This window comes from Listeria grandensis (assembly GCF_014322885.1).
Taxonomy (GTDB): Bacteria; Bacillota; Bacilli; order Lactobacillales; family Listeriaceae; genus Listeria_A; species Listeria_A grandensis.
Genome location: NZ_JAASUG010000001.1, coordinates 360188 through 380174, shown reverse-complemented (window position 1 = coordinate 380174; position 19987 = coordinate 360188). Strand labels below are relative to the sequence as shown.

At 41.6% G+C, this 19987-nt stretch carries 20 protein-coding genes; 13 read left to right on the top strand and 7 right to left on the bottom strand.

Translation table 11 applies throughout. The features are described from left to right. Nucleotides 1-13: 13 nt before the first annotated feature. Nucleotides 14-2344, bottom strand: coding sequence for a glycoside hydrolase (locus HCJ54_RS01750; protein ID WP_187136400.1), 2331 nt, complete (start codon nucleotides 2342-2344; stop codon nucleotides 14-16). Between the two features lie 120 nt (nucleotides 2345-2464). Here HCJ54_RS01750 and HCJ54_RS01745 point away from each other — a divergent pair, with 120 nt between their 5' ends. From HCJ54_RS01745 to HCJ54_RS01735, 3 genes are all read left to right on the top strand, one after another. Further along, nucleotides 2465-3355, top strand: coding sequence for a PhzF family phenazine biosynthesis isomerase (locus tag HCJ54_RS01745; RefSeq protein WP_187136399.1), 891 nt, complete (start codon nucleotides 2465-2467; stop codon nucleotides 3353-3355). Nucleotides 3356-3421: 66 nt separating this feature from the next. Beyond that, complete coding sequence (locus HCJ54_RS01740; protein ID WP_187136398.1) at nucleotides 3422-4159, top strand: DUF2238 domain-containing protein; 738 nt, start codon at nucleotides 3422-3424, stop codon at nucleotides 4157-4159. After that, a complete protein-coding gene (locus HCJ54_RS01735; RefSeq protein ID WP_036066196.1) occupies nucleotides 4156-4536 on the top strand; it encodes a VOC family protein in 381 nt (126 codons plus the stop codon). The genes HCJ54_RS01740 and HCJ54_RS01735 overlap by 4 nt, the downstream gene beginning before the upstream one ends. 41 nt (nucleotides 4537-4577) lie before the next feature. Here HCJ54_RS01735 and maeA read toward each other — a convergent pair whose 3' ends face one another. From maeA to HCJ54_RS01720, 3 genes are all read right to left on the bottom strand, one after another. Beyond that, nucleotides 4578-6104: an oxaloacetate-decarboxylating malate dehydrogenase gene (gene maeA, locus HCJ54_RS01730; RefSeq protein ID WP_187136397.1), complete on the bottom strand. Its 1527-nt coding sequence runs from the start codon at nucleotides 6102-6104 to the stop codon at nucleotides 4578-4580. 1 nt (nucleotide 6105) lies between these two features. Beyond that, complete coding sequence (locus HCJ54_RS01725; RefSeq protein WP_187136396.1) at nucleotides 6106-7470, bottom strand: MFS transporter; 1365 nt, start codon at nucleotides 7468-7470, stop codon at nucleotides 6106-6108. A 246-nt stretch (nucleotides 7471-7716) separates the two neighbouring features. Beyond that, nucleotides 7717-8517: an IclR family transcriptional regulator gene (locus HCJ54_RS01720; protein WP_187136395.1), complete on the bottom strand. Its 801-nt coding sequence runs from the start codon at nucleotides 8515-8517 to the stop codon at nucleotides 7717-7719. A 311-nt stretch (nucleotides 8518-8828) separates the two neighbouring features. Between HCJ54_RS01720 and HCJ54_RS01715 the strand changes: the two genes are divergently transcribed. From HCJ54_RS01715 to HCJ54_RS01695, 5 genes are all read left to right on the top strand, one after another. Further along, on the top strand, nucleotides 8829-10154 hold the full coding sequence (locus HCJ54_RS01715; RefSeq protein WP_187136394.1) for a lyase family protein: 1326 nt from the start codon (nucleotides 8829-8831) through the stop codon (nucleotides 10152-10154). Beyond that, nucleotides 10138-11640, top strand: coding sequence for an aldehyde dehydrogenase family protein (locus HCJ54_RS01710; protein ID WP_187136393.1), 1503 nt, complete (start codon nucleotides 10138-10140; stop codon nucleotides 11638-11640). Before HCJ54_RS01715 ends, HCJ54_RS01710 begins: the two co-directional genes overlap by 17 nt. Before the next feature lie 48 nt (nucleotides 11641-11688). Beyond that, the gene (locus tag HCJ54_RS01705; protein ID WP_187136392.1) at nucleotides 11689-12801 is read left to right on the top strand and encodes a Zn-dependent alcohol dehydrogenase; all 1113 of its coding nucleotides are present in this window, start codon (nucleotides 11689-11691) and stop codon (nucleotides 12799-12801) included. Between the two features lie 178 nt (nucleotides 12802-12979). Then, nucleotides 12980-13207, top strand: a complete 228-nt coding sequence (locus HCJ54_RS01700) for a helix-turn-helix domain-containing protein (RefSeq protein WP_241433307.1) — start codon at nucleotides 12980-12982, stop codon at nucleotides 13205-13207. 95 nt (nucleotides 13208-13302) lie between these two features. Then, nucleotides 13303-14145 carry a VOC family protein gene (locus HCJ54_RS01695; RefSeq protein WP_187136390.1) on the top strand — a complete coding sequence of 281 codons (843 nt, stop codon included), beginning with the start codon at nucleotides 13303-13305 and terminating at the stop codon, nucleotides 14143-14145. A 71-nt stretch (nucleotides 14146-14216) separates the two neighbouring features. Here HCJ54_RS01695 and HCJ54_RS01690 read toward each other — a convergent pair whose 3' ends face one another. Beyond that, nucleotides 14217-14513 (bottom strand): hypothetical protein, encoded by a 297-nt coding sequence (locus tag HCJ54_RS01690; RefSeq protein WP_187136389.1) that lies wholly within the window; start codon nucleotides 14511-14513, stop codon nucleotides 14217-14219. Between the two features lie 107 nt (nucleotides 14514-14620). Here HCJ54_RS01690 and HCJ54_RS01685 point away from each other — a divergent pair, with 107 nt between their 5' ends. The 3 genes from HCJ54_RS01685 to HCJ54_RS01675 all read left to right on the top strand — a co-directional run bounded on the left by HCJ54_RS01685 (nucleotide 14621) and on the right by HCJ54_RS01675 (nucleotide 17010). Beyond that, nucleotides 14621-15574, top strand: coding sequence for a magnesium transporter CorA family protein (locus HCJ54_RS01685; RefSeq protein WP_187136388.1), 954 nt, complete (start codon nucleotides 14621-14623; stop codon nucleotides 15572-15574). A gap of 25 nt (nucleotides 15575-15599) precedes the next feature. Further along, nucleotides 15600-16241 (top strand): GntR family transcriptional regulator, encoded by a 642-nt coding sequence (locus HCJ54_RS01680; RefSeq protein WP_187136387.1) that lies wholly within the window; start codon nucleotides 15600-15602, stop codon nucleotides 16239-16241. Between the two features lie 109 nt (nucleotides 16242-16350). Further along, nucleotides 16351-17010 carry a GntR family transcriptional regulator gene (locus tag HCJ54_RS01675; protein WP_187136386.1) on the top strand — a complete coding sequence of 220 codons (660 nt, stop codon included), beginning with the start codon at nucleotides 16351-16353 and terminating at the stop codon, nucleotides 17008-17010. A gap of 26 nt (nucleotides 17011-17036) precedes the next feature. Here HCJ54_RS01675 and HCJ54_RS01670 read toward each other — a convergent pair whose 3' ends face one another. Both HCJ54_RS01670 and HCJ54_RS01665 read right to left on the bottom strand, forming a co-directional pair. Further along, complete coding sequence (locus HCJ54_RS01670) at nucleotides 17037-17576, bottom strand: GNAT family N-acetyltransferase (protein ID WP_187136385.1); 540 nt, start codon at nucleotides 17574-17576, stop codon at nucleotides 17037-17039. Beyond that, nucleotides 17557-18573, bottom strand: coding sequence for a DUF975 family protein (locus HCJ54_RS01665; protein WP_187136384.1), 1017 nt, complete (start codon nucleotides 18571-18573; stop codon nucleotides 17557-17559). Before HCJ54_RS01665 ends, HCJ54_RS01670 begins: the two co-directional genes overlap by 20 nt. A gap of 169 nt (nucleotides 18574-18742) precedes the next feature. On the opposite strand from HCJ54_RS01665, the gene HCJ54_RS01660 reads away from it, so the two are divergent. Together HCJ54_RS01660 and HCJ54_RS01655 are read left to right on the top strand one after the other, a co-directional pair. Then, on the top strand, nucleotides 18743-18934 hold the full coding sequence (locus tag HCJ54_RS01660; protein ID WP_185410774.1) for an Lmo0654 family protein: 192 nt from the start codon (nucleotides 18743-18745) through the stop codon (nucleotides 18932-18934). A gap of 96 nt (nucleotides 18935-19030) precedes the next feature. Continuing rightward, a complete protein-coding gene (locus HCJ54_RS01655; protein WP_185526547.1) occupies nucleotides 19031-19753 on the top strand; it encodes a metallophosphoesterase in 723 nt (240 codons plus the stop codon). Nucleotides 19754-19987 lie beyond the last annotated feature (234 nt).

Below are 19987 nucleotides of genomic sequence, written 5' to 3'. Positions count from 1 at the left end.
TCTTTTTCAGTGTTTATTTATCGAGAGTATCCGTTGAAATGAGTGTTTTTTTGCCGTTTTGAAGAATCACCGCGGTGTGTGCTGGTATTTTCAACTTGTCTGCTTGAAAGTCTTTATTAGAAAAGTTGGCGATGACTTGAAGCCTAGAACCAAATTCTGTTTTTTGAACGAGACGATCTTGATCGAGTGTTTGGAAGTTTGACATTTCATGTTGCAAGGCTTCTTTTTGAAATGGTGTCCAGTTTTTCATATTCGCGGCAATATCAGCGCCGTGAAGTTCCCAATTCGCTTCATCGAGATGGAAGAGGGGCGGTGTGTTGTATAAATATTCCTTGAGACGACGCTCGCCTGTTTGTCCTTTTATTTTGTAACTATCCCATTCCCAGTGATGCGTACTAATGACTGAACGATTATACACCAATTTGAAAAGTGGTAGGGAATAAACTGGACTCGTATAAATCGGCTTGTATTCGTCTTTTATTGGGACAATTTTGCTATAGCGTGTCGGAATGGAGCCATCCATTGAAGCATATTTCCCGATAAAGTACGGGCTATCTTCATTTTCACGCATATCAGGATCATCCCATTTAATAACAGGTGTTTCCAATCCATGGGCAAAAGCGATATCGGAGGCAGCGTAATCATTGCCGCCTTCTGAACCAACAACGAGTCCTTTTTTAGTTAGAAAATCGAGTCGTTTCATTCGAGCTGCAGCATCTTCTTTTTGCGTAGTTGGATGTGCTTTTGCGAAGTCATCGTGGAGTTCACCGGCAGCATCGACGTCCATAAACCATGAATTAAAACCAATACCGCCTGCTAAAATACCGTCAACGCGCGTTTTCACGGCATTAAAAACAAGCGTGGGATTAAGTTTGCGACCTTTTCCGAGGAAACCAGTGAGTTTCTCGCCTTGCTCGTTTTCAACCGTTGCATCTTCGTAAAGTGTCGGATCTGGGAAGGAGGCGGTGTTCCAATCGATGCTCGCATTTTGCTGAATAGACTGATAGGAATCGTATGGTCCAACGAGATATCCTGCTTTTTTGGCAGCATCCACAAACGCCGGATTCATCAAGCCGTTCACCCAGTTGGGAAGGCCAATCCAGGCGTTTTTAATTCCTGCTTGTTGCATGGAAGCAATAATATCCTTGGAATTAGATTGTCCCCATTCATTTATTGGTGTAGTAAGGTCCGTTATTTGGTTAGCGACCAGATGTTTGTTTAAATCGTAAAGTTCTTGCTCGTTCAGGTTTTTTATTCCCTTATCAATGTACTTTGCCGCGGTTGCATCAGGATTTTTAAAGATATCAGGATTGTAAAGTTGCTTCATTTGTAAAGTATATTGGAGAGAATTTAAGATCATATTTTTTTCATAGGCATAGAGCTCCCCGTTTTTTATATTGGTTATTACGGTTCGATACTCTTTTGCGCCATCATCACCGTATTTGTCTAGTAAATCTCCAATCCATTCGAAAAGTGGATCATTGATGGCACTCTTTAATGTATTCCAATGCATATCATCAGCGGTCAACACGCGGCTGTTCCAAAGATAAGCGTGCGGTGCGCCGTATAGTTTTTTGATTTCAGGATTTTGCTTTTCTTTTTCAGCAAGTGTGGTGAACTGGTGGTGGTCCTTGATATAATTTTGATAATTTTTGGCGATTGCTACAGGATTGTTATCCGTAACAAAAATTTGATAGTTATAGTTTTTTTCCTTGTTTACGGAAGAAAATGTGTGCTTGATGCTAAACTGAATAGCTGGGTCTGTGTGAAATAAAATATCATTGTTGAATGTATCAGGCGTAACATAAGATACAGCGAAATTCTTTTTATTTAGTGTGAAAAATTTCATTGAGAAATATTCATTCATCGTCTGCTCATTATCCGAGGTGAAGTATTTTTTCCAAGCCGTATCGTTTTGAGGAATTTGTTTTCCTTCTGAGATAGGAAGTGTGTAGGTTGGTGCATTTACACGAGGCCACTCCAAGTGCGATGTTTTTGGATCGGTAGAATGAATGGAGACAGCAAGTGATTTTTTCTGTTTTTCGATGGTAACGTGGAGCTTATCATCTGGGAAATCCCAACTTGTTTTTGTGGCTGATTTTTGGAGATTGCTCACTTTTCGTTTGGCTTGGGGTTCTGCGATGGTTTCTGTGGTGCCGTCTTTTGTGATTTTTAATGTGAATGTTTCAGGAATAACCTCATATTCAAAATCACCTTGGGCATATTCGATTCGTTTATTATTTTCTTTGTCGATCTGTGATGGTGTTTGGGCACTTGTGTCCTGTGAACAAGCAGTGCCGATGAGTAGAAACATTACTATGCTTATGATCATCATTTTTTTCATTTTTATTCCTCCTTCATTGGTTCGAGGACAACTATAGCATCTGTATGTGACGTTAATTTGACAACATAATAATATTTCCCGGGAAATAGTGTTATAATTTGAGAGAAGGAGTGATGGGAAATGCAAGTATATCGTTATGATGCGTTTAGTCATGTGCCGAATAGGGGAAATCCGGCCGGTGTGTTGTTGGAAGCTGATAAGCTAACTGGAGACGAGATGCAGGAGATTGCGAAGGTAGTAGGATTTAATGAGACTGCTTTTGTGCTACAATCGGATATAGCGGATATAAGATTGCGCTATTTTACTCCTGGACATGAGATGGATCTGTGTGGACACGGAACAATGGCAGCAATTTATGCGCTATACGATCAACATTTTTGGACTGAAATGGGTGAAATGCGGGTAGAGACTAAGGCAGGCATTTTGACGGTGAAAACGGAGCGTTTGGATCACGGGCAACTGGAGATAACGATGGAGCAAGCTACACCTGCTTTTAAGCTGTTTTCAGGTTCTCGCTTGGATTTAGCCGAAGCAATAGGGATTGAGATCGATGATTTGTCTGAGGAATGGCCGATTATGTATGGAAGTACCGGGGTTTGGACGCTGCTCGTACCAATTAAAAACAGGGAAACCTTTCAAAAAATGAAACCAGATAATGCGAGGTTTCCAGAGATATTAAAAGAAATACCTCGGGCTTCGGTGCATCCATTTTGTTTAGAAACGATAGATCCGAAAGCTTCTATGCATGCGCGCCATTTCTCGTCACCATTTTCCGGGATAATCGAGGATCCGGTTACAGGGACGGCATCAGGTGTTATGGGTGCTTATTATGCCACGTATATTTCACCAGATTTCGAAAATCAGCTGAATATCATGGTGGAACAAGGTACGGAGGTTGGTCGCGATGGTAAAGTAATGGTGCACGTTCACAAAAGAGAGGCTACATACGAGATCAAGATTACAGGAACGGCGGTTTATGTGGAAAGCATAGGCGTATCCATTCAACGTTGAGGTATGTAACTCTGCTATAATGAAAAGGATCAAGGAAGACTTTTGTAAGAAGAGGAGATGAGAACAATGTTAACAAAATTAAAGGGAGTGAGCATCGCGCAATGGATTGCGATCTTTATTTTCGTTTCAATGGGGATTTCGATGATTTTTATCACCGTTGAAATTTTCTTGGCGCCAGTGGAACAAACGCCGGGTCAGCCAAAAGTAACACTGCGCAGTGATTATATTTTCTTGCTATTTGAATGTGTGTTAGGAGTCATTATACTACTTTTACCAACGATTTTATCCCACCGATTCAAATTTGAGATACCAGGGTTAGTCTATATTTTATTCTTAATTTTCTTGTATGCATCTATTTATCTTGGAACGGTGCAAAAATTCTATTCTACGGTGCCGCATTGGGATAAGATTCTGCATACATTCAGTGGTGCCATGCTCGGGGCCATCGGTTTCTCCTTCGTCAACTTGCTGAATAATGACAAGCATGTCGTGATGAAAATGAAACCAGGTTTTATTTCCGTTTTTGCGTTCTGCTTTGCCGTCACGTTAGGTGCTTTTTGGGAAATTTATGAGTACACGTTTGACGGGTTGATGAACTTAAATATGCAGCGTTATAATTTGTCGAATGGGACACCGCTTGCAGGTCGTGCGGCATTAGCAGATACAATGGGAGATATTATAGTCGATGTTCTCGGCTCACTTGTCTTTGTGTTGATCGGTTACTGGGCATTGAAAAAAGGAAGACCGTGGATGATCAATTTTGAATTTAAGAAAAAGCAGCCAAAAGAAGGAGGAGCAAAATGAAGATTGAACACGTAGCTATTTGGGTGGCAGATATTGAGCAAGCAAAGGATTTTTATACACGCTATTTTGAAGGTGTTGCTAATGAAAAATACACCAATGAAACAAAAGGATTCTGTTCTTATTTTATCACGTATCCGACAGGTGCACGTCTTGAAATTATGAATCGACGAGACATTACCGAAGAGAAGGGAAAAGCGCAACTTGGTTGGGCACACATTGCTTTTTCAGTTGGTAGCAAAGAGCGTGTGGATGAGCTAACCAAGCAGTTACAAACAGATGGCTATGTTTTAGAAAGCGGCCCACGAACAACCGGTGATGGTTATTATGAAAGTGTTATTTTGGACAGCGAAGGAAATCAGATCGAAATAACCGCATAAAAAAGAGGCGATGCACTGAAACTAGTGGCATCGCCTTTTCGTTAGTTCAAATAGGTATACAGTTTTTCTTCAAATACAGAATTGCTCCATGTTTCTCCAAGGCTATACTCAGCGACTGCTTTTGCGACTGTCATCGACACAGCATGAAGCTCTGGTATGGCTGGGAGTAGGGCGTCGTCACTTGTTTCGAATGCACCAATCGCTTCGGCTGCGACAGAAAGCATCTTGGCATTAATTCTTGTGGCATTGCCTAAAATTGCGCCGAGTGCTAAGCCAGGATAGGCCAGCGCATTGTTTGCTTGAGCGACTCTGTGGCGTTTTCCACCTATCATGACATCCTCAAAAGGACTTCCAGTTGCCACAAAAACACGGCTTTGCGTCCAATCTAATAAATCTTGGGGTGTAGCTTCCGCTAAGGCAGTTGGATTGGAAATTGGAAAAATGATCGGTGTTTCGCAGGATTGTGCCATCGATGTCACAATTTCTCGCGTAAAGGCTCCAGGCGACGTCGATGTGCCAACTAAAACCGTCGGATGAATCTGATTAACTGCTTCTGCAAGGGGGAGTCCTGCGAGTTCTTTTTGTTTTGAAATCAATCCCTCTTTCCCAAAAAAGTAAAAACATTGATCTGCTTCCTGCATCGTCAAGCCCTGAGTTACTAGCCAATCTTTTATCTGTGCAGCGATCCCTCGTCCAGCACTTCCCGCGCCGAATATAAAAATTTTCTGTGCAAAGAGGTCTGCCTGAACTCGCTTGAGAGCTGCACTGAGCGCTGCTAAAACAATAATCCCAGTACCTTGGATATCGTCGTTGAATGTAAACGAATCCGCATATTTTTGCAATAAACGGTCTGCATTTTCCCGGCCGAAATCCTCCCAATGTAGTAACGCTTGGGGATAAGAATGGTTGAGCTCAGTGATAAAAGCGGCAATAAAGGCATCGTATTCTGCTCCAATGGCACGTTTTTGACGCAATCCAAGGTAGTATGGATCTGCCAATAACTCCGGATTATTTGTCCCCACATCAAGCATCACTGTCAGAATCCGCTCTGCTGGAATGTGCGCTGCGACTGTATAAACGACTCCTTTACCAGCTACAATCTCGCTACCACCAACGCCCCAGTCACCGATTCCCAAAATACCTTCCCCATCTGTCACAATCACAATATCAATCCGCGGATATTTTGCTTTCACTTGCTCCATTAAACGAGGCAATTCCGCCATTTGATCGATCGAAAAATAAACACCAGAGGTGCCATCATAGCACTGACTAAAACGTTGAATTGGCTCACTAATTGTTGGTGTATAAACGATTGGTAGCAGCTCCTCGATATGTGCACTAATCAAATGATAAAACAGCGCCTTATTCCTTTCACGAAGCCCACGTAAAAATAAATATTTCGCAAAATCCGTCGGCATTTCCCGCATACGCGAGAGTATGGTTGTCATCTCTTGTTCCAAATCGAGTACTTGACGCGGCAAAAAAGGTGTTATACCAAGCGCATCACGTTCCTCTTTTGTTAACTGAAGCCCCGCTACTACTCGATGCTGATTCTGTACGGTATTCACATCATTTCTCTCCCTTAAGCACAGATTTTACAAGGCGATCGTCTTTTTTTGCGGCCTCGGAAAGTGTTAAATTTTTTGTTTCCGGTGCCCATGCAATGGATACAATCGTTCCAATAATAAGGATAATGGCGAGCCCCATCGTCGAAAATTGAATTCCAAAGCTTGCCGTCGAAATCGGTAATAAAAACGTTCCAATTGCAGAGCCCAACCGACTCATCGATGTTGCAAAACCGACGCCTAGCGAACGAATTTCCGTTGGGAAACTCTCAGCTGGGAAGACACCAACAAGGTTACTAACGGCGGACATAATGAGCGTAAAACCTGCAAAAACAAGGATCATCAAGAAACTAGCACTCGTTGGAAGCAAACTCAAAAGCACCAACATCACGCTAAGAAAAATAAACGAATAGATCAAGAAGCCACGTCTAGAAAAAATAATGGTAAACCAAATACCAAGTACAGCCCCAACGATCAAGATAACATTAAGCAATAGATCCGTTCCGAAGTTCTCGCTAAGTCCCATCAAATTCAGAATAGATGGCAGGAACGTATAAATCGCAAAATAAGGAATGACAAGACAAACAAAGAATAAACTATTAAAAGCTGTCCGTTTTCGCATCTCTTTACTAAACAAAGTCATGAAGCTACGTTTTTTATTCGTCGTCGTTTCTTCTTCATCATCTAGCATCACGTTTGAACCGACATGCTTCTGCACAATTGCCAGCGCTTCCTCCTTACGACCTTTACTAATCAACCAACGTGGCGATTCCGGTGTCCCAATTCGTAAAATTAAAATCAAGAAAGCAGGTAAAGCCGAAGAAGCTAGCATAATCCGCCAGGCATCAGGTCCCATCGACTGCATGAAAAAGCCAACAAAACTAGCGGCTACATAGCCAAATGTCCAGATCACGCTAAATGATCCTAGCAATACTCCACGATGTTTTCGCGGTGCAAATTCAGCTAGCATCGTATGCCCGACGCTATAATCACCACCTAGTCCAATGCCAAGCAAGACGCGGCATAAAAACAATTCCAATGGCGTATCCGCAAAAAATTGCAGGGCTGATCCAAGTGTAATAATAATAAAGCTCGTTACAAAGATTTTCTGTCGTCCAATATAATCAGAAATCCAACCTAAAACAAGGCTACCTAAAAACAAGCCAATCAGCGCAGAGCTACCAATCAAGCCAATCCAAAGCGGAGTGAGCCCCATTTGTGGCTGAATCAAAGTTAAAGCAAAACCAATGACACCAATAATATACCCATCTGTAAAATGTGCACCAAACGTTAAGCCAGCTATCTTAATATGAAATTTATTTAAAGGCGCATCGTCTAAGCGTATCAAATCTTTCGTAGTCGTCGACATAAGTAAATCCTCCTATTTTCAAAATGTAAGGGATTACAAAAATATTTTGCTGGGGGATTAATAAAAGTTCGAATAACGAAAAAGTAATTTCACTATTCGATTTCTATCCTACGACAAAATCACAAACTTTGTCAATGGTTTTATTTTAGGGAAGATAAAATAGCATAATGACAGAATTTCATTGTGAGGCTATAGACAAAATGACATGTGAAATTGATCGCAAAAAAAGAATAGGTTGGTTAGCACCTACTCCATTTCTGTTTCGCGAAGAATTGCCGTCGTCATCAAATCGCGATATTTTTGAATAATTGGTAATGCTTCTTTCATTTTATCTTCCGTGAAGCGAAAGCCTGGGCCAGAAACGCTAAGCAAGGCAATCAGCTGTTCATTTTGGTCGGTTATTGGAAGGGAAAGTCCATTTTCAGCGGTTTCTAGTTCGCCAAAAACAGTTGCATAGCCATTTTTTTTGATGGAAGCGATTTCGGCTCGTAGCTTGTCAGGATCTGTCATGGTGCTTGGTGAATAGCTTGTCAAATGCCCAGCAAGAATCGCTTCTAAATCACCATTTTCCAATAGACTAAGCACGATCTTACCGCTAGAAGTGGAATGGAGCGGCAACTCAACGTTGATATAATCGATTAGTTTGACCTGATCTTCGGGAACGAGTTGCTCAATTGTTAGTGTCGTTGTTGTAAGAGGGAGGCTTAAGTGGACACTTTCGTGAACTTCAGCGCACAATTCTTTCATCAGATGATGCGTCCGCCGAATGAGAAATTGGTGGTAATTATGTTTGTTGGATAGCAAATAAAAAAAGGTGCCAACCGTATACAGTTTTGTCTGCACATTGCGTTCAATAAGGCTTTGCTCTGCAAGAGAATTAAGCGATCGCCAAATGGTTGTACGGTTAAATCCCGTTTTGTCGATGAGATCATTAATGGAAAGCCCAATCTTACTTTCACTGATCATTCTTAATAATAAAAGCGCATTATCAACGGATTGCACAGTAGAAATATTTTTTTTAGGTGAATCTTCTACTAGTTTCTTCATACTATTCATTATAGCTTTAAAAGTTCATTTTTTCAATTCAGAGTCGTTGGGGCAGAATGATAATCAAACTTTATAGCGGAAATTAAGTGCATAAAAACACAAAGTTGACGCCTCCTATTTTATACCCTATAATGGCTTTGAATTCAAATAAAGAAATAATAATTTCGTAATATGAACAAATGGTTGGGGGATTATTTTTCAAAAAGACGACTTTATAGAAGATCGAATAGGTCTGATACGCTGTTTAGTAAGCGGTTTCTTTATTTGGACGCAATCAAAAGTAGAAATTCAGGGAAAGGTCGGAATTAACTATGAGTGAAACAGTTGAATCACGAATAGAGCGAGATTATTTTGGTGAGGTAGAAATTCCACAGAACCACCAATATGGTATTTTGACGGCGCGCGCAGTTGCCAATTTATCTTTTTCGGGGGTTTTATTGTCTGGAAAAACGAGTTTTATCCGAGCGATGCTGGAAGTGAAAAAAGCGGCAAGTTTGACGAATGTGGCGATTTCAGAACTAAGTGTGGCAAAGGGAAATGCGATTGCGACGGCGTGTGATACGCTTTTGGCAGATGCTGACTGGGGGGCTTTTGTTGTGGATGCTTACCATGGGGGTGGCGGGATTGCAACGAATGTCAATGTGAATGAGGTGGTGGCACATGTGGCAGGTATGGGCGTTGATGCGACGGAGGACGTGAATCGCTCGCAATCGACGGCGGATGCGTGTCATACAGCGCTACATATTGCGCTATATCGTGATTTTGAGAAGTTGCTAGATGATTTGGAATTACTGGAAGTTGTGGTGGTGGACAAGGCGACTCTGTTTGCGGAAATCGAGACGATTAGTCGGACTTGCTTGCAAGATGGCATGCGCTTTACCCAGGGGGAACGTTTCAGTGGTTATGCAGATGTGCTAAAACGGCGCCGGAAAAAGGTGATGGATAGGATGCCTGCTTTATTGACGGTGAACCTTGGTAAAACTGTTATTGGATCTGGAATTGGCGCGAGCCCATTGTATCAGGAAGAAATAACGCATCAACTATGTGAAGTCACAGGTTTGAAACTTCACTTGACAGAAAACGGTTTTGATAGTGCGCAAAATATGGATGATATTGTAGAACTTGCAGATGGTATCAAACTTTATGCAGAAACTTTGCTAAAAATTTGCCAAGACTTGCGTTTTTTGTCGTCTGGCCCTGAGGCGGGTATCGGAGAGCTCGTATTGCCTGCCCACATGGCTGGATCGACATTTTTTCCAGGGAAGGTGAACCCTGTTATTCCGGAAACTGTGATGCAGGGAGCTTTTAGCATTATTGGAAAAGTGGCAACGATACATCTTTGTTACCGTCACAGTGATACCGATCTGAACGTTTTTGAGCATATGGCGGGAATGCAGTTACTAGAATGTGTGGCACAGCTTCGTGCGATGGTGGTACTTCTTGCTGAACGATGTCTGCAAGGTTTGATGGTAAATAAAGAGCGCTGTGCGAGCTATTCGAAGGCGCTAATACCGACCGTTGTAGACTTAAAGGAACATTTCACGTATAAAGAAGTCCAAGCTTTATTATCCGAAAAGACGAGATCGGAATTGATAGAAATTTTAAAAGGAGTGTCGACAAATGATAGCAGAATTTAAAGGAATTGAGCAACCGAAGTTAGACTGGGCTAAGGAATGGTTACGTACACCGAAAAAATTATATATCGGTGGTCAATGGGTGAAAACTGCGCAGATAATTGAATCCATTAGCCCAATCGATGGAATGGTGATTGGTTCGATTTATGCGGGTAGTGAAGAAGAGGTGAATCAGGCCGTGGCAAGCGCTAAAACGGCTCTTCAAAGCACTTGGAAGAAAGTTACACGCAAAGAACGAGCGCAGATGATGCATGGTATTGCGCGTTTAATTAGGCAGCATCAAGCGGAACTGGCAACGCTTGAATCGCTTGATAATGGGAAATTATATACCGAATCTTATCAAGATGATGTGCAAGAAGCGGCAGATTTATTTGATTATTATGCAGGCTGGACGAATAAATATTATGGTGAAAATAATCCAGTGGAGGGCGATTTTCTTAGTATAACAACGCGCGATCCAATTGGTGTTTGTGGACAGATTGTGCCATTTAATTTCCCAATTGATATGGCTGCGTGGAAACTGGCACCAGCGCTTGCAATGGGAAATACAATTATTTTGAAACCGTCAGAGAAAACCTCTTTTTCAGCAATCCGTTTATTTGAGATCATCGATGAAGCTGGAATTTTACCAGATGGCGTGATTAATTTAGCACTCGGTGGAGGCGTTGTGGGGCAGACGTTGGCGCGACATAGAGAGGTGGATAAAGTAGCCTTTACAGGGAGTACAGAGATTGGTCGTGATTTGGTGCGAGCATCGGCAGAATCTAATTTAAAGGCAGTATCACTCGAACTTGGCGGGAAGTCCCCGAATATTATTTTTGCAGATGCCTCGGATTTAGATAAAGCGATCGAAACCTCGTTCTATGGTCTGTTCACACATAAAGGCGAGAAATGTTCCGCCCCAACACGCCTGATTGTTCAAAAGCCGATTTATGAGCAGGTGGTTGCAAAACTCGCGGAATACGCGGATAGCTATAAGCTCGGTAATCCCTTCGACCCAAGTGTTCATCAAGGCGCGTCCGTGTCTGAAGCACATATGGAGAAAATTCTTGGCTATATTGAGAGTGCAAAAGAAGAGGGAGGCACCGTTTCTGCAGGTGGTTTCCGTGATACTACTGGGGATAATGCGCGAGGTTTTTACGTCCGTCCAACGATTTTGTCAGATATGGATAATACGATGAAAGCCGTACGCGAAGAAATTTTTGGCCCAGTTTTGTGTGTCATTCCATTTGAAACCGAGGAAGAGGCTGTAGGGATCGCGAATGATACAACATATGGCCTTGCTGCTGGTTTTTGGACGAATGATGCTAGCCGTACACACCGTGTGGCGAATCAGCTCGAAGCGGGGATGGTTTTCGTTAATAAATACGGGTGCTATGATTTTGCAAGCCCATTTGGAGGCTGGAAACAAAGCGGCTGGGGTAAAGAGTTCGCCGTACACTCCCTCGCTGCCTACACAAAACAAAAAGCAATCTGGTTCGCCTATTAAAAAGATTAAAAAGCGTCGCGCATCGGCGCTTTTCTAGGAGGATAAATCATGAAAATGCAAGCTGCGGTAATGATCAAACTTGGTCAGCCACTTGAAATTAAAATGGTCGATTTGGCCGATCCGAAAGAGACGGAAGTACTTGTTAAAATCAAAGCTACAGGTGTTTGTCACAGCGACTTGAATGCTTATGAAGACGACAGCACACCGACGCCGAGCATTTTGGGACACGAAGGCGCGGGAATTGTTGAAAAAGTTGGCAGCGCTGTCACTGGCGTCCAACCAGGCGACCATGTGGCGTTAAATTGGGTGCCGTTTTGTGGAACTTGCGAATATTGCGCATCAGGAACACCGCACTTGTGCGAATCGGCATTTGGGCCGATGTTTGATGGGACTTTACTAGACGGCACATCAAGACTTTCTATCAATGGTGAAAAAGCCTATCATTATTCTTTACTGTCGACTTTCGCCGAATATACAGTTGTCCCGGAAAAATCATGCGTGAAAATTCCAAAAGAAATGCCGTTTGCTGAGGCTGCTCTCATCGGCTGCGGAGTGGCGACTGGATATAATGCTGCTGTTCGCGCTGCAGGAGTGACACCTGGTTCTACAGTTGCGATCTTTGGCATTGGCGGGGTTGGTGTGAATGCCATCCAAGGGGCTAAAATCGCTGGAGCTGAAAAAATTATTGCTTGCGATATTAAACCAGATAACTTGGAATTAGCTAAAAAATTTGGCGCCACACATACTGTCAATTCACTAGATAAAGATGTTGTGGAGCAGATTAAAGCGCTGAGTGGTCACCTTGGTGTGAATTATGCCATCGATTGCTCTGGAAATACGATTGCGACAGAAACAGCTTGGAAAGCAACTCGAAAAGGGGGCACTACAGTTGTTGTCGGAGCTTTCCATCCAAGTAAACAGGTAGCGCTCCCAGCAGGTGGTTTTCACCGAGTTGCGAAAACATTACGCGGCAGTTTCTACGGTGATTCCCAACCGTTCCGCGATTTTCCGATTCTTGCTCAGCTTTATCTGGATGGTAAACTGAATCTAGACCATCTCGTATTGCGCAAAATCAAACTGGACCAAATAAACGAAGCCTTCGCTGACTTCCATGATATCGGCGCAGTGAATGTTGGCAGAACTGTCATTGAGTTCGCATAAAGGTATAGAGAGGAGGGCCGATGAATATAGCCCTTCCTCTTCCTAACTAAGCACATTGCTTCGTTTGAGCACCGGCGCACCATGAAGTAATAAAAATTCGGGAAAACGATGATTTTTTCTTCAAGTACATCTATGTTATAATACGTTCATATGTGAGCAATCAGAAAGGATGATGAAGTTGGAGAAAATAATCTCAAATAGTCCGTATCCTCTTGCGCTCGATTTGTTTTATGACGAACAGATAGATAAGTTCCAGGATCTAAAAACGTATCTGGCTGAAGTAGAGGTTCACTGTATTCGAAAAACGATAGCAAGAAATAATGGAAATGTGACAAAAGCTGCGGAACAACTTGGTATTCATCGCTCGATATTATACCGTAAATTAAAAGAGTATGACGAAAAATAGGAGCACTAAATTGCTTACTAATTGTAAGCGGAATGATTGGACTTTTGCAGATGAGTATGTTGTAATATTATTAGTTACAACAAAGGAGTGATTGAATGATACAAATAAATCCACATACAGAGATTGGCAAAGTTGTTTTAAAAACGAAAAATAATCAAAAGCTAGCGGCCTTTTATAAAGAAATAATTGGTTTGAAAGTAATAGAAGAGTCAGCGGACAGTGTCTCACTAGGTATTGGGAAACGTATTCTTGTGGAATTGGTGCAAGTAAAGCGAGCCCAAATACCAAAGGAGGCCAAAACTGGTTTGTATCACACGGCTTTCTTGTTGCCGAGTCGTGAGGCATTGGGGAGTTTTTTGCAACATCTACTAGAAAGTGAGTATCCCCTTGATGGCGCCGGGGACCATATTTTTAGTGAGGCACTCTATTTTCGGGATCCAGAAGGAAATGGGATAGAGGTTTACGCAGATCGGCCAAGAGCAGAGTGGCAACGAGATGAGGCTGGTAACCTACCGATGGCGACAAATCAAGTGGATGGGGATGGCCTTTTGATGGCTGGTGCCGATATGGATTGGTCGGGTGTGCCAAAGGATACAAAAGTTGGACATATCCACCTGCAAATCGGTGACATCGAAGCGACGCGGAACTTTTATCAAACTATGTTAGGCTTCACCATTATGACAGAGATCCCATCAGCGCTCTTTTTTGCAGCTGGAGACTATCATCATCATATCGGCGCTAACATATGGGCTGGGCGCGATCTGCCGAAGCTTGCAGATGACGAAACGGGCTTGGCCTATTTCACAATCAAAACTGCAGACATAGAAAAATTGCAAGCGTATCTTATACAACAAGGGATTGTTTTTCAAGAAAAGGATGATGATATTCTAGTAGAAGATCCGAATGGGATTAAATTACGCATTACTGAGCATAGCTGACAACAAAAAAGCTAGGCGTCATTTTCGACGCTTAGCTTTTCTTTATGAGCAAAATTTTGCTATAATTAACTTTAAGAATGTTTCCAGTTCTTTTGACGCGTTGCTGTTTTCTTTAACAGCCAGTGCGCTAGTCCGAGTGCGGCTTGTATCAACACAAAGGTTAGAATACCTAAGTTCAAGTAAAATAGGGCAGTTTGTGCCTCTTCTGGAAACGCGCGCCCAACAAGTAGGAAGGCTAGGAAGAAGCCTGTATTTGCACTGAGCGATACCCAATAAATAGGGAGCTTTCCAAGTTTACTAATGATAAAAGATAGCACGAAGAAAAAGACTGCAAAACCCAAACCAATCATTATCATTTGGAACGCCATGATGGACACCTCGATTTGTTACGAATTTTATTTTATTGATAATAATTGTAACACAAATGAAATGTATTGTAAAGTTCACTTGTAATGTTAGGCTTGGAGGAGAGAAAATGATTGAGTATTATAAAACGCAAGAAAACGGTGAGATGGGGCAAATAAACAGCTATGAATCGGGATGTTGGGTTCATGTCATCGCGCCTAATCCAGATGAAATCGACTATTTATCGGAGAAACTGGAGATACCGAAAGATCATATTCTTGATCCATTGGATGAGCAGGAACGTTCACGTATTGAATTAAAGCATGTGGAAGAGAATTTCAAGCATTCACTAGTCATTGTTGATTGTCCGGTGGAAGCGAAAGATGAGATGGGGTTTTTAGAGTTTAAAACGATGCCGATCGGGGTGATTACGACGAAAGAGGTTGTCGTGACGGTGGCTTTGCGGCAGGTTCCTGTTTTGGAAGATATCATGGACCGGCGAATGGAGCAGTATAATACGGCTAATCACATCCAATTTGTCTTGCAAATTTTGTACGCGGTTTCTTATTATTTCCTCAATTATTTAAATAGGGTCATCGAGCACATGCATGAGCTTGAGAAAAACATCCACGTATCGATGAAAAATGAGGAATTGTATGCATTCATGGCAATTCAACGCAGTTTAGTGTTTTTTGCAACAGCGCTTCAGTCAAATAAAGCTGTTTTGGACAAGATGGCACTGGCAGAACATTATACTAATAAAATGGAGAACCAAGAGCTTTTGCAAGATGTTATCATTGAAAACAAGCAGGCGATTGCGATGACAGATACGTACACACAAATCGTAAGTGGTATGTCTGATACATTTTCGTCAGTTATTGCGAATAATTTAAACCGTGTCATGAAATTTTTGACGTCGTTCACGATTATTCTATCTTTACCGACAATTGTCGCGAGCGTTTACGGGATGAATGTGAAGCTACCGTTCTCTGATCAAGAGTATGCATTTGGCCTCATTATGGTGGGGACACTGGTCATTACAATTATCACAACGATCATATTCTGGCGCAAAAAGTACTTTTAAAAAGACTTCGAGAGGGACGATCGACTTGGAAAAACAAAACTATGAGAAAAAATCTTATGAAACAATTAAGGAAAAAATACTAAATGGACAATTACGGACGGGAGACCGTGTCCCTGAAAATGTGATTGCAAAAGAGCTTGGGATTAGTCGTACTCCTGTGCGACGTGCGCTCATGATGCTTGAAACGGAAGGTTTTTTAACAATTGAGAGCAATCGAGGGGCTATTGTTTGTGAGAGTAAAGTGACGGTGGGTAAGTTTATTGAAATGTTGGAAATGCTTGAGTTGTTCACGATCAAGACGATGGATAAGATTAATAATAAGGGTATTTCTTACGAGCCAAAACTATTTTATCGTCGCTTGGAGGTAATGGAAGCATCTTTTAAATTGGGGGATAATATTGCTTTTGTGGAAGAGATTTGGCAAATTATCTTTGATTTTATGGGCTATTTGGGCAATACATATGCGGCAAATACAGTTCGTAAGATGGGAATTGATTTTTTAACTAGGGCACCAAAAGAAATTCTTCTAATTCCATTTCATAACGGTGTATTTCTGATGGAGCAGCTATTGAAATTGAATGAGTTACTGCAACATAAGGATTTTGATGAAGCAAAAGCGACTGTGAGGGATTTAGTAAATTATTTTATAATCAAAACTTTCCGCTAACACTTGGTAGGTATTTTATCTATAGTGATGTAATGTTTTGTAAATTGCTTTTTTTTTCCGAGGGCTTATGCTACAATGTTCGTAATTAAGATAGGGAGTGGCGGATCAATTGAAAAGTAAACGAGAATATAAGACGCTAGACAGAATGGTGTATTTCAGCATTATCGAAAAAATTAAATCTGGTGAGTTAAAACCGAACGAACACTTAACGGAGGAACGCTTAGCAAAAGAATTAGATGTAAGTAGATCACCGATACGTAAAGCGATTACAGCACTGGTTTCAGAAGGTATCCTAGACTATCGTACATATAGCGGGGTCGTTGTCCGGGATTCGATGATCGATTCTGCTAAATATGCACAACTTTTAGAAGTTATTGAAGTATTTATAGATGCTACCATTCAGAAAATGAAGAAAAACAAGACACAATTGGATATTGATGCCTTTCGTAACTATATTGCTTCTATGGATCGATCTTCTTATCTGCAAAATATGGAGGACTATATTTTTAATCAGCATCAATTTTTCTTCCGAATTTTAAAATATGATCCAAATCCATATTATTATGAAAATGTGAAGCGTACTTTCTTTACGATTAACAATTTCTCGATGGAGACGGTTGTGAAACAAGGATCGGAGGATAAGCGTGATTTGACAGTGAAGAAATTTACAGCTATTGCAGATGCTTTTGAAGCGAACGATTATGACTTGGCGAATGAACGGATTCAATCTCTATTTGCGGATTTTGCATTAAGCGCATTTCGTGAATAGTCCAAATGACAAAAAAGAACGCAGGATTAATTCCTACGTTTTTTTTCGTATATACAGAATCCATCTACCGTCGCGATGTTGATAAAACCAGCGTTCTGATACAATGTGTTTAATTTTTGATTATCAGCGATGCAATCTAGGCGTACGGCTACATGGCCAGTGTGTTCGGCTTCTTTGCTTGCCCAATCAAGTATCGCTTGACTGAGGTTTTTACCAGACCATTCGCGCGCAATCATTAAACGATGCAAGTATCGGGCAGGCGCATCTTTTCCGTGGTCGTTCCACAGACGTGCATCCCAGTCACTAGCAGTTTTTCGTAAAATGAAGGCTGCCGTTATTTCCGCTCCTCTTAAAACTAAAAAAACTTCGCCATCTCGAATGCGGTCGCTGAGTCCGTGGACATCCATTCCTTCTAGAATATCAGACCACTGAGAGGAACCGCGGCTTTTTAGCCAAGAGGCAGTATCAATCATTAATTGTTGTAGAGAGGCCTCTTCTGATACCGAAGCCTCTTTCACAACAAAAATGTCATCGCCTAATGGAATGTTATTTTTGTTCGTCGTCATTTTTTTGCTCGACAGATTGTTCAGGTTGAGATGGACGAACGGTTTCGCTTATCGTGTCGTTTTGTGCTTCTTCGATTGATGGCGCCTCTGCTGGTGGCGTTTCCTCAGATTCAGGTGATGCATCTGGTGCTACCATAGACGCAGAGCCCCATGTTTTATTTTCAAAATGCGGTGCTTCGGGTTCCACTGGTGGAATAGCGCCAAATGTTGTATCATCTTCTGGTGCGTGCAAGTCTGTATCGCCGCCACCAAACGTACCAGTGCTCGCGTAAAGATCATCATAAAATACCGCACAAGCAATAAGAACTTGTGGATAAATCCAAATCGCTAGACCAAACAATACGGCAGCCATCAAGAAGTAGCCTAAAACAAACACAAGCACAAAGACTGGGCTCATATCAGGCATACTTGAGTAATAATCATATGAGTATGAATGGTAACCATAGTCGAACATAGCAGTTGTTGCCATCGCCACAATTGCAAGTATCATCATAATAATCACGGGGATAAAGAACACCCAAACATAGGACAGCACAAGACCGAACAAACGACCTTTATGTCCATTCATACGATGACGACTTTCTGTAATCGCATCCAGTGGTGAAATATTCGGATCATCGCGCAAAATCATAAACGTTTGGGAATACGAGAACGATTTAATAATACCAGGAATAAGGAATAGCAAACTCCATAAAAATGTAAAAATAAATACTAGTACGGCGGCAAGTAAATTGCGTCCAAATGTTTTAAATCCACTAAATAAATAGCCAATCTCAGGCTTTTCTTGGCGGCTAATAGCAAGGAAAAACCAAGTTGCGCCAATCATAAACGGTCCTGCAAAAACATAATACGCAATCGTCCCTAGAACCGGAATGAAATTGAGCATGGAGACAGCCGCTAAAATCACGTAAGCCAATGCTATTCCACCAATTGCTAACCCCCAGTTACCCTTCAAGGCTTGCTTTGTCATCTTTCTAACTTCTGAAATACTCATCATAAAATTTATTATCTCCTTTCAAAAGATACATATATACTTAAAAGTACCATAGAATCGTTACGAATGACAGCAATAATTAGGGATTTTACAAAATGATTGACTTTTCAAGTAAAGGGGAATAGTCTATAAGGTAAAATGGATGCTGATTACTTTCGGAGGTGAAAAAGAAATGGCATATGAAAAACAAGATTTAGAAGACCGCTTGATTGAACTGCGTCGTCAACATCAGGAACTGCTCGGTGAAACAGATCAATTTAATGATACCAACTTAGTAAATGGAACGATTTCGGCGACAGAACTACGAATGCATGCACTTGAAAAAGAGATCAAATCGGTTGAAAAGAAATTGAATAAACTTTAAAATGATCTAAAGACGCGTATACACAAGTTAGATCAGCCTTTTTAGCGCCTGATTTACCAAGGCGAATAGAGAGGTACTACATATGGGGTGATAGAAATGGATTATATTTTTGCGGTTGGCGATGTGCATGGAGAGATAGCGGCATGGGAGGCATTATTGACGAAATGGAATCCAGAGAAGGAACGCTTGCTTTCAGTCGGGGACTTAATTGACCGTGGCAAGAATCCGGGAGCGGTTGTCCGTAAAGCAATGCTACTTGAGAAGCAGTACGGAGCGATTTTTTTGCGAGGAAATCACGAGAACATGTTGCTAGATTGGCTGGCGGAACCAAGTGAGAAAATGATGTATTACATTAGCCAAGGCGGAATGGAGACGATTGAGAGTTTTATAACCTACAAAGCAATGACAAGAAAAATAACACCAGAAGAATTAGCACGGCGTGTGGAAGACGAGGCTGCAGAAGAACTTGCTTTCATTCGAAAACGGCCATATTACTATGAATGGGGCGATTTTGTTTTTGTCCATGCTGGTGTCGATTTAACAATGGCAGACTGGAAAATGACGTCAGAGCACGATATGGTCTGGATTCGTGAACCTTTTCAACAGGGTGAAAATAAAACAGGAAAGACATTTATTGTTGGGCATACCCCCACAGAGAGTTTAAATGAAGATGGATCAGCGGCTATTTGGTATTCACCAGATCGCACAATTATTGATATTGATGGTGGTGCAGTGTTCGGTGGCGATTTGCACGGCGTTGTGGTATCACAAACAGGTATTGAAAAAACATATCATATTACGAATCAGGAAAAAGCATGAAAATAAAGCCGAAAACTATTCTACCAATGATAGCGGGTAAATTAGTTTTCGGCTTTATTTAGTTCGCTATTAAAGCTTTTTCGATTTTCGTGGATGCTTGTGCGTGGCATTACGCCGTCTAGTTCGTTTGCTGTTCTTTTTTTGCGTTTTTCGCTTTCTATTCGATCCTTTGCGATCAAACAGGCTCATAAATGCTTCCCCAATGAACGAAAAAATAAAATAGAGCAATCCGTC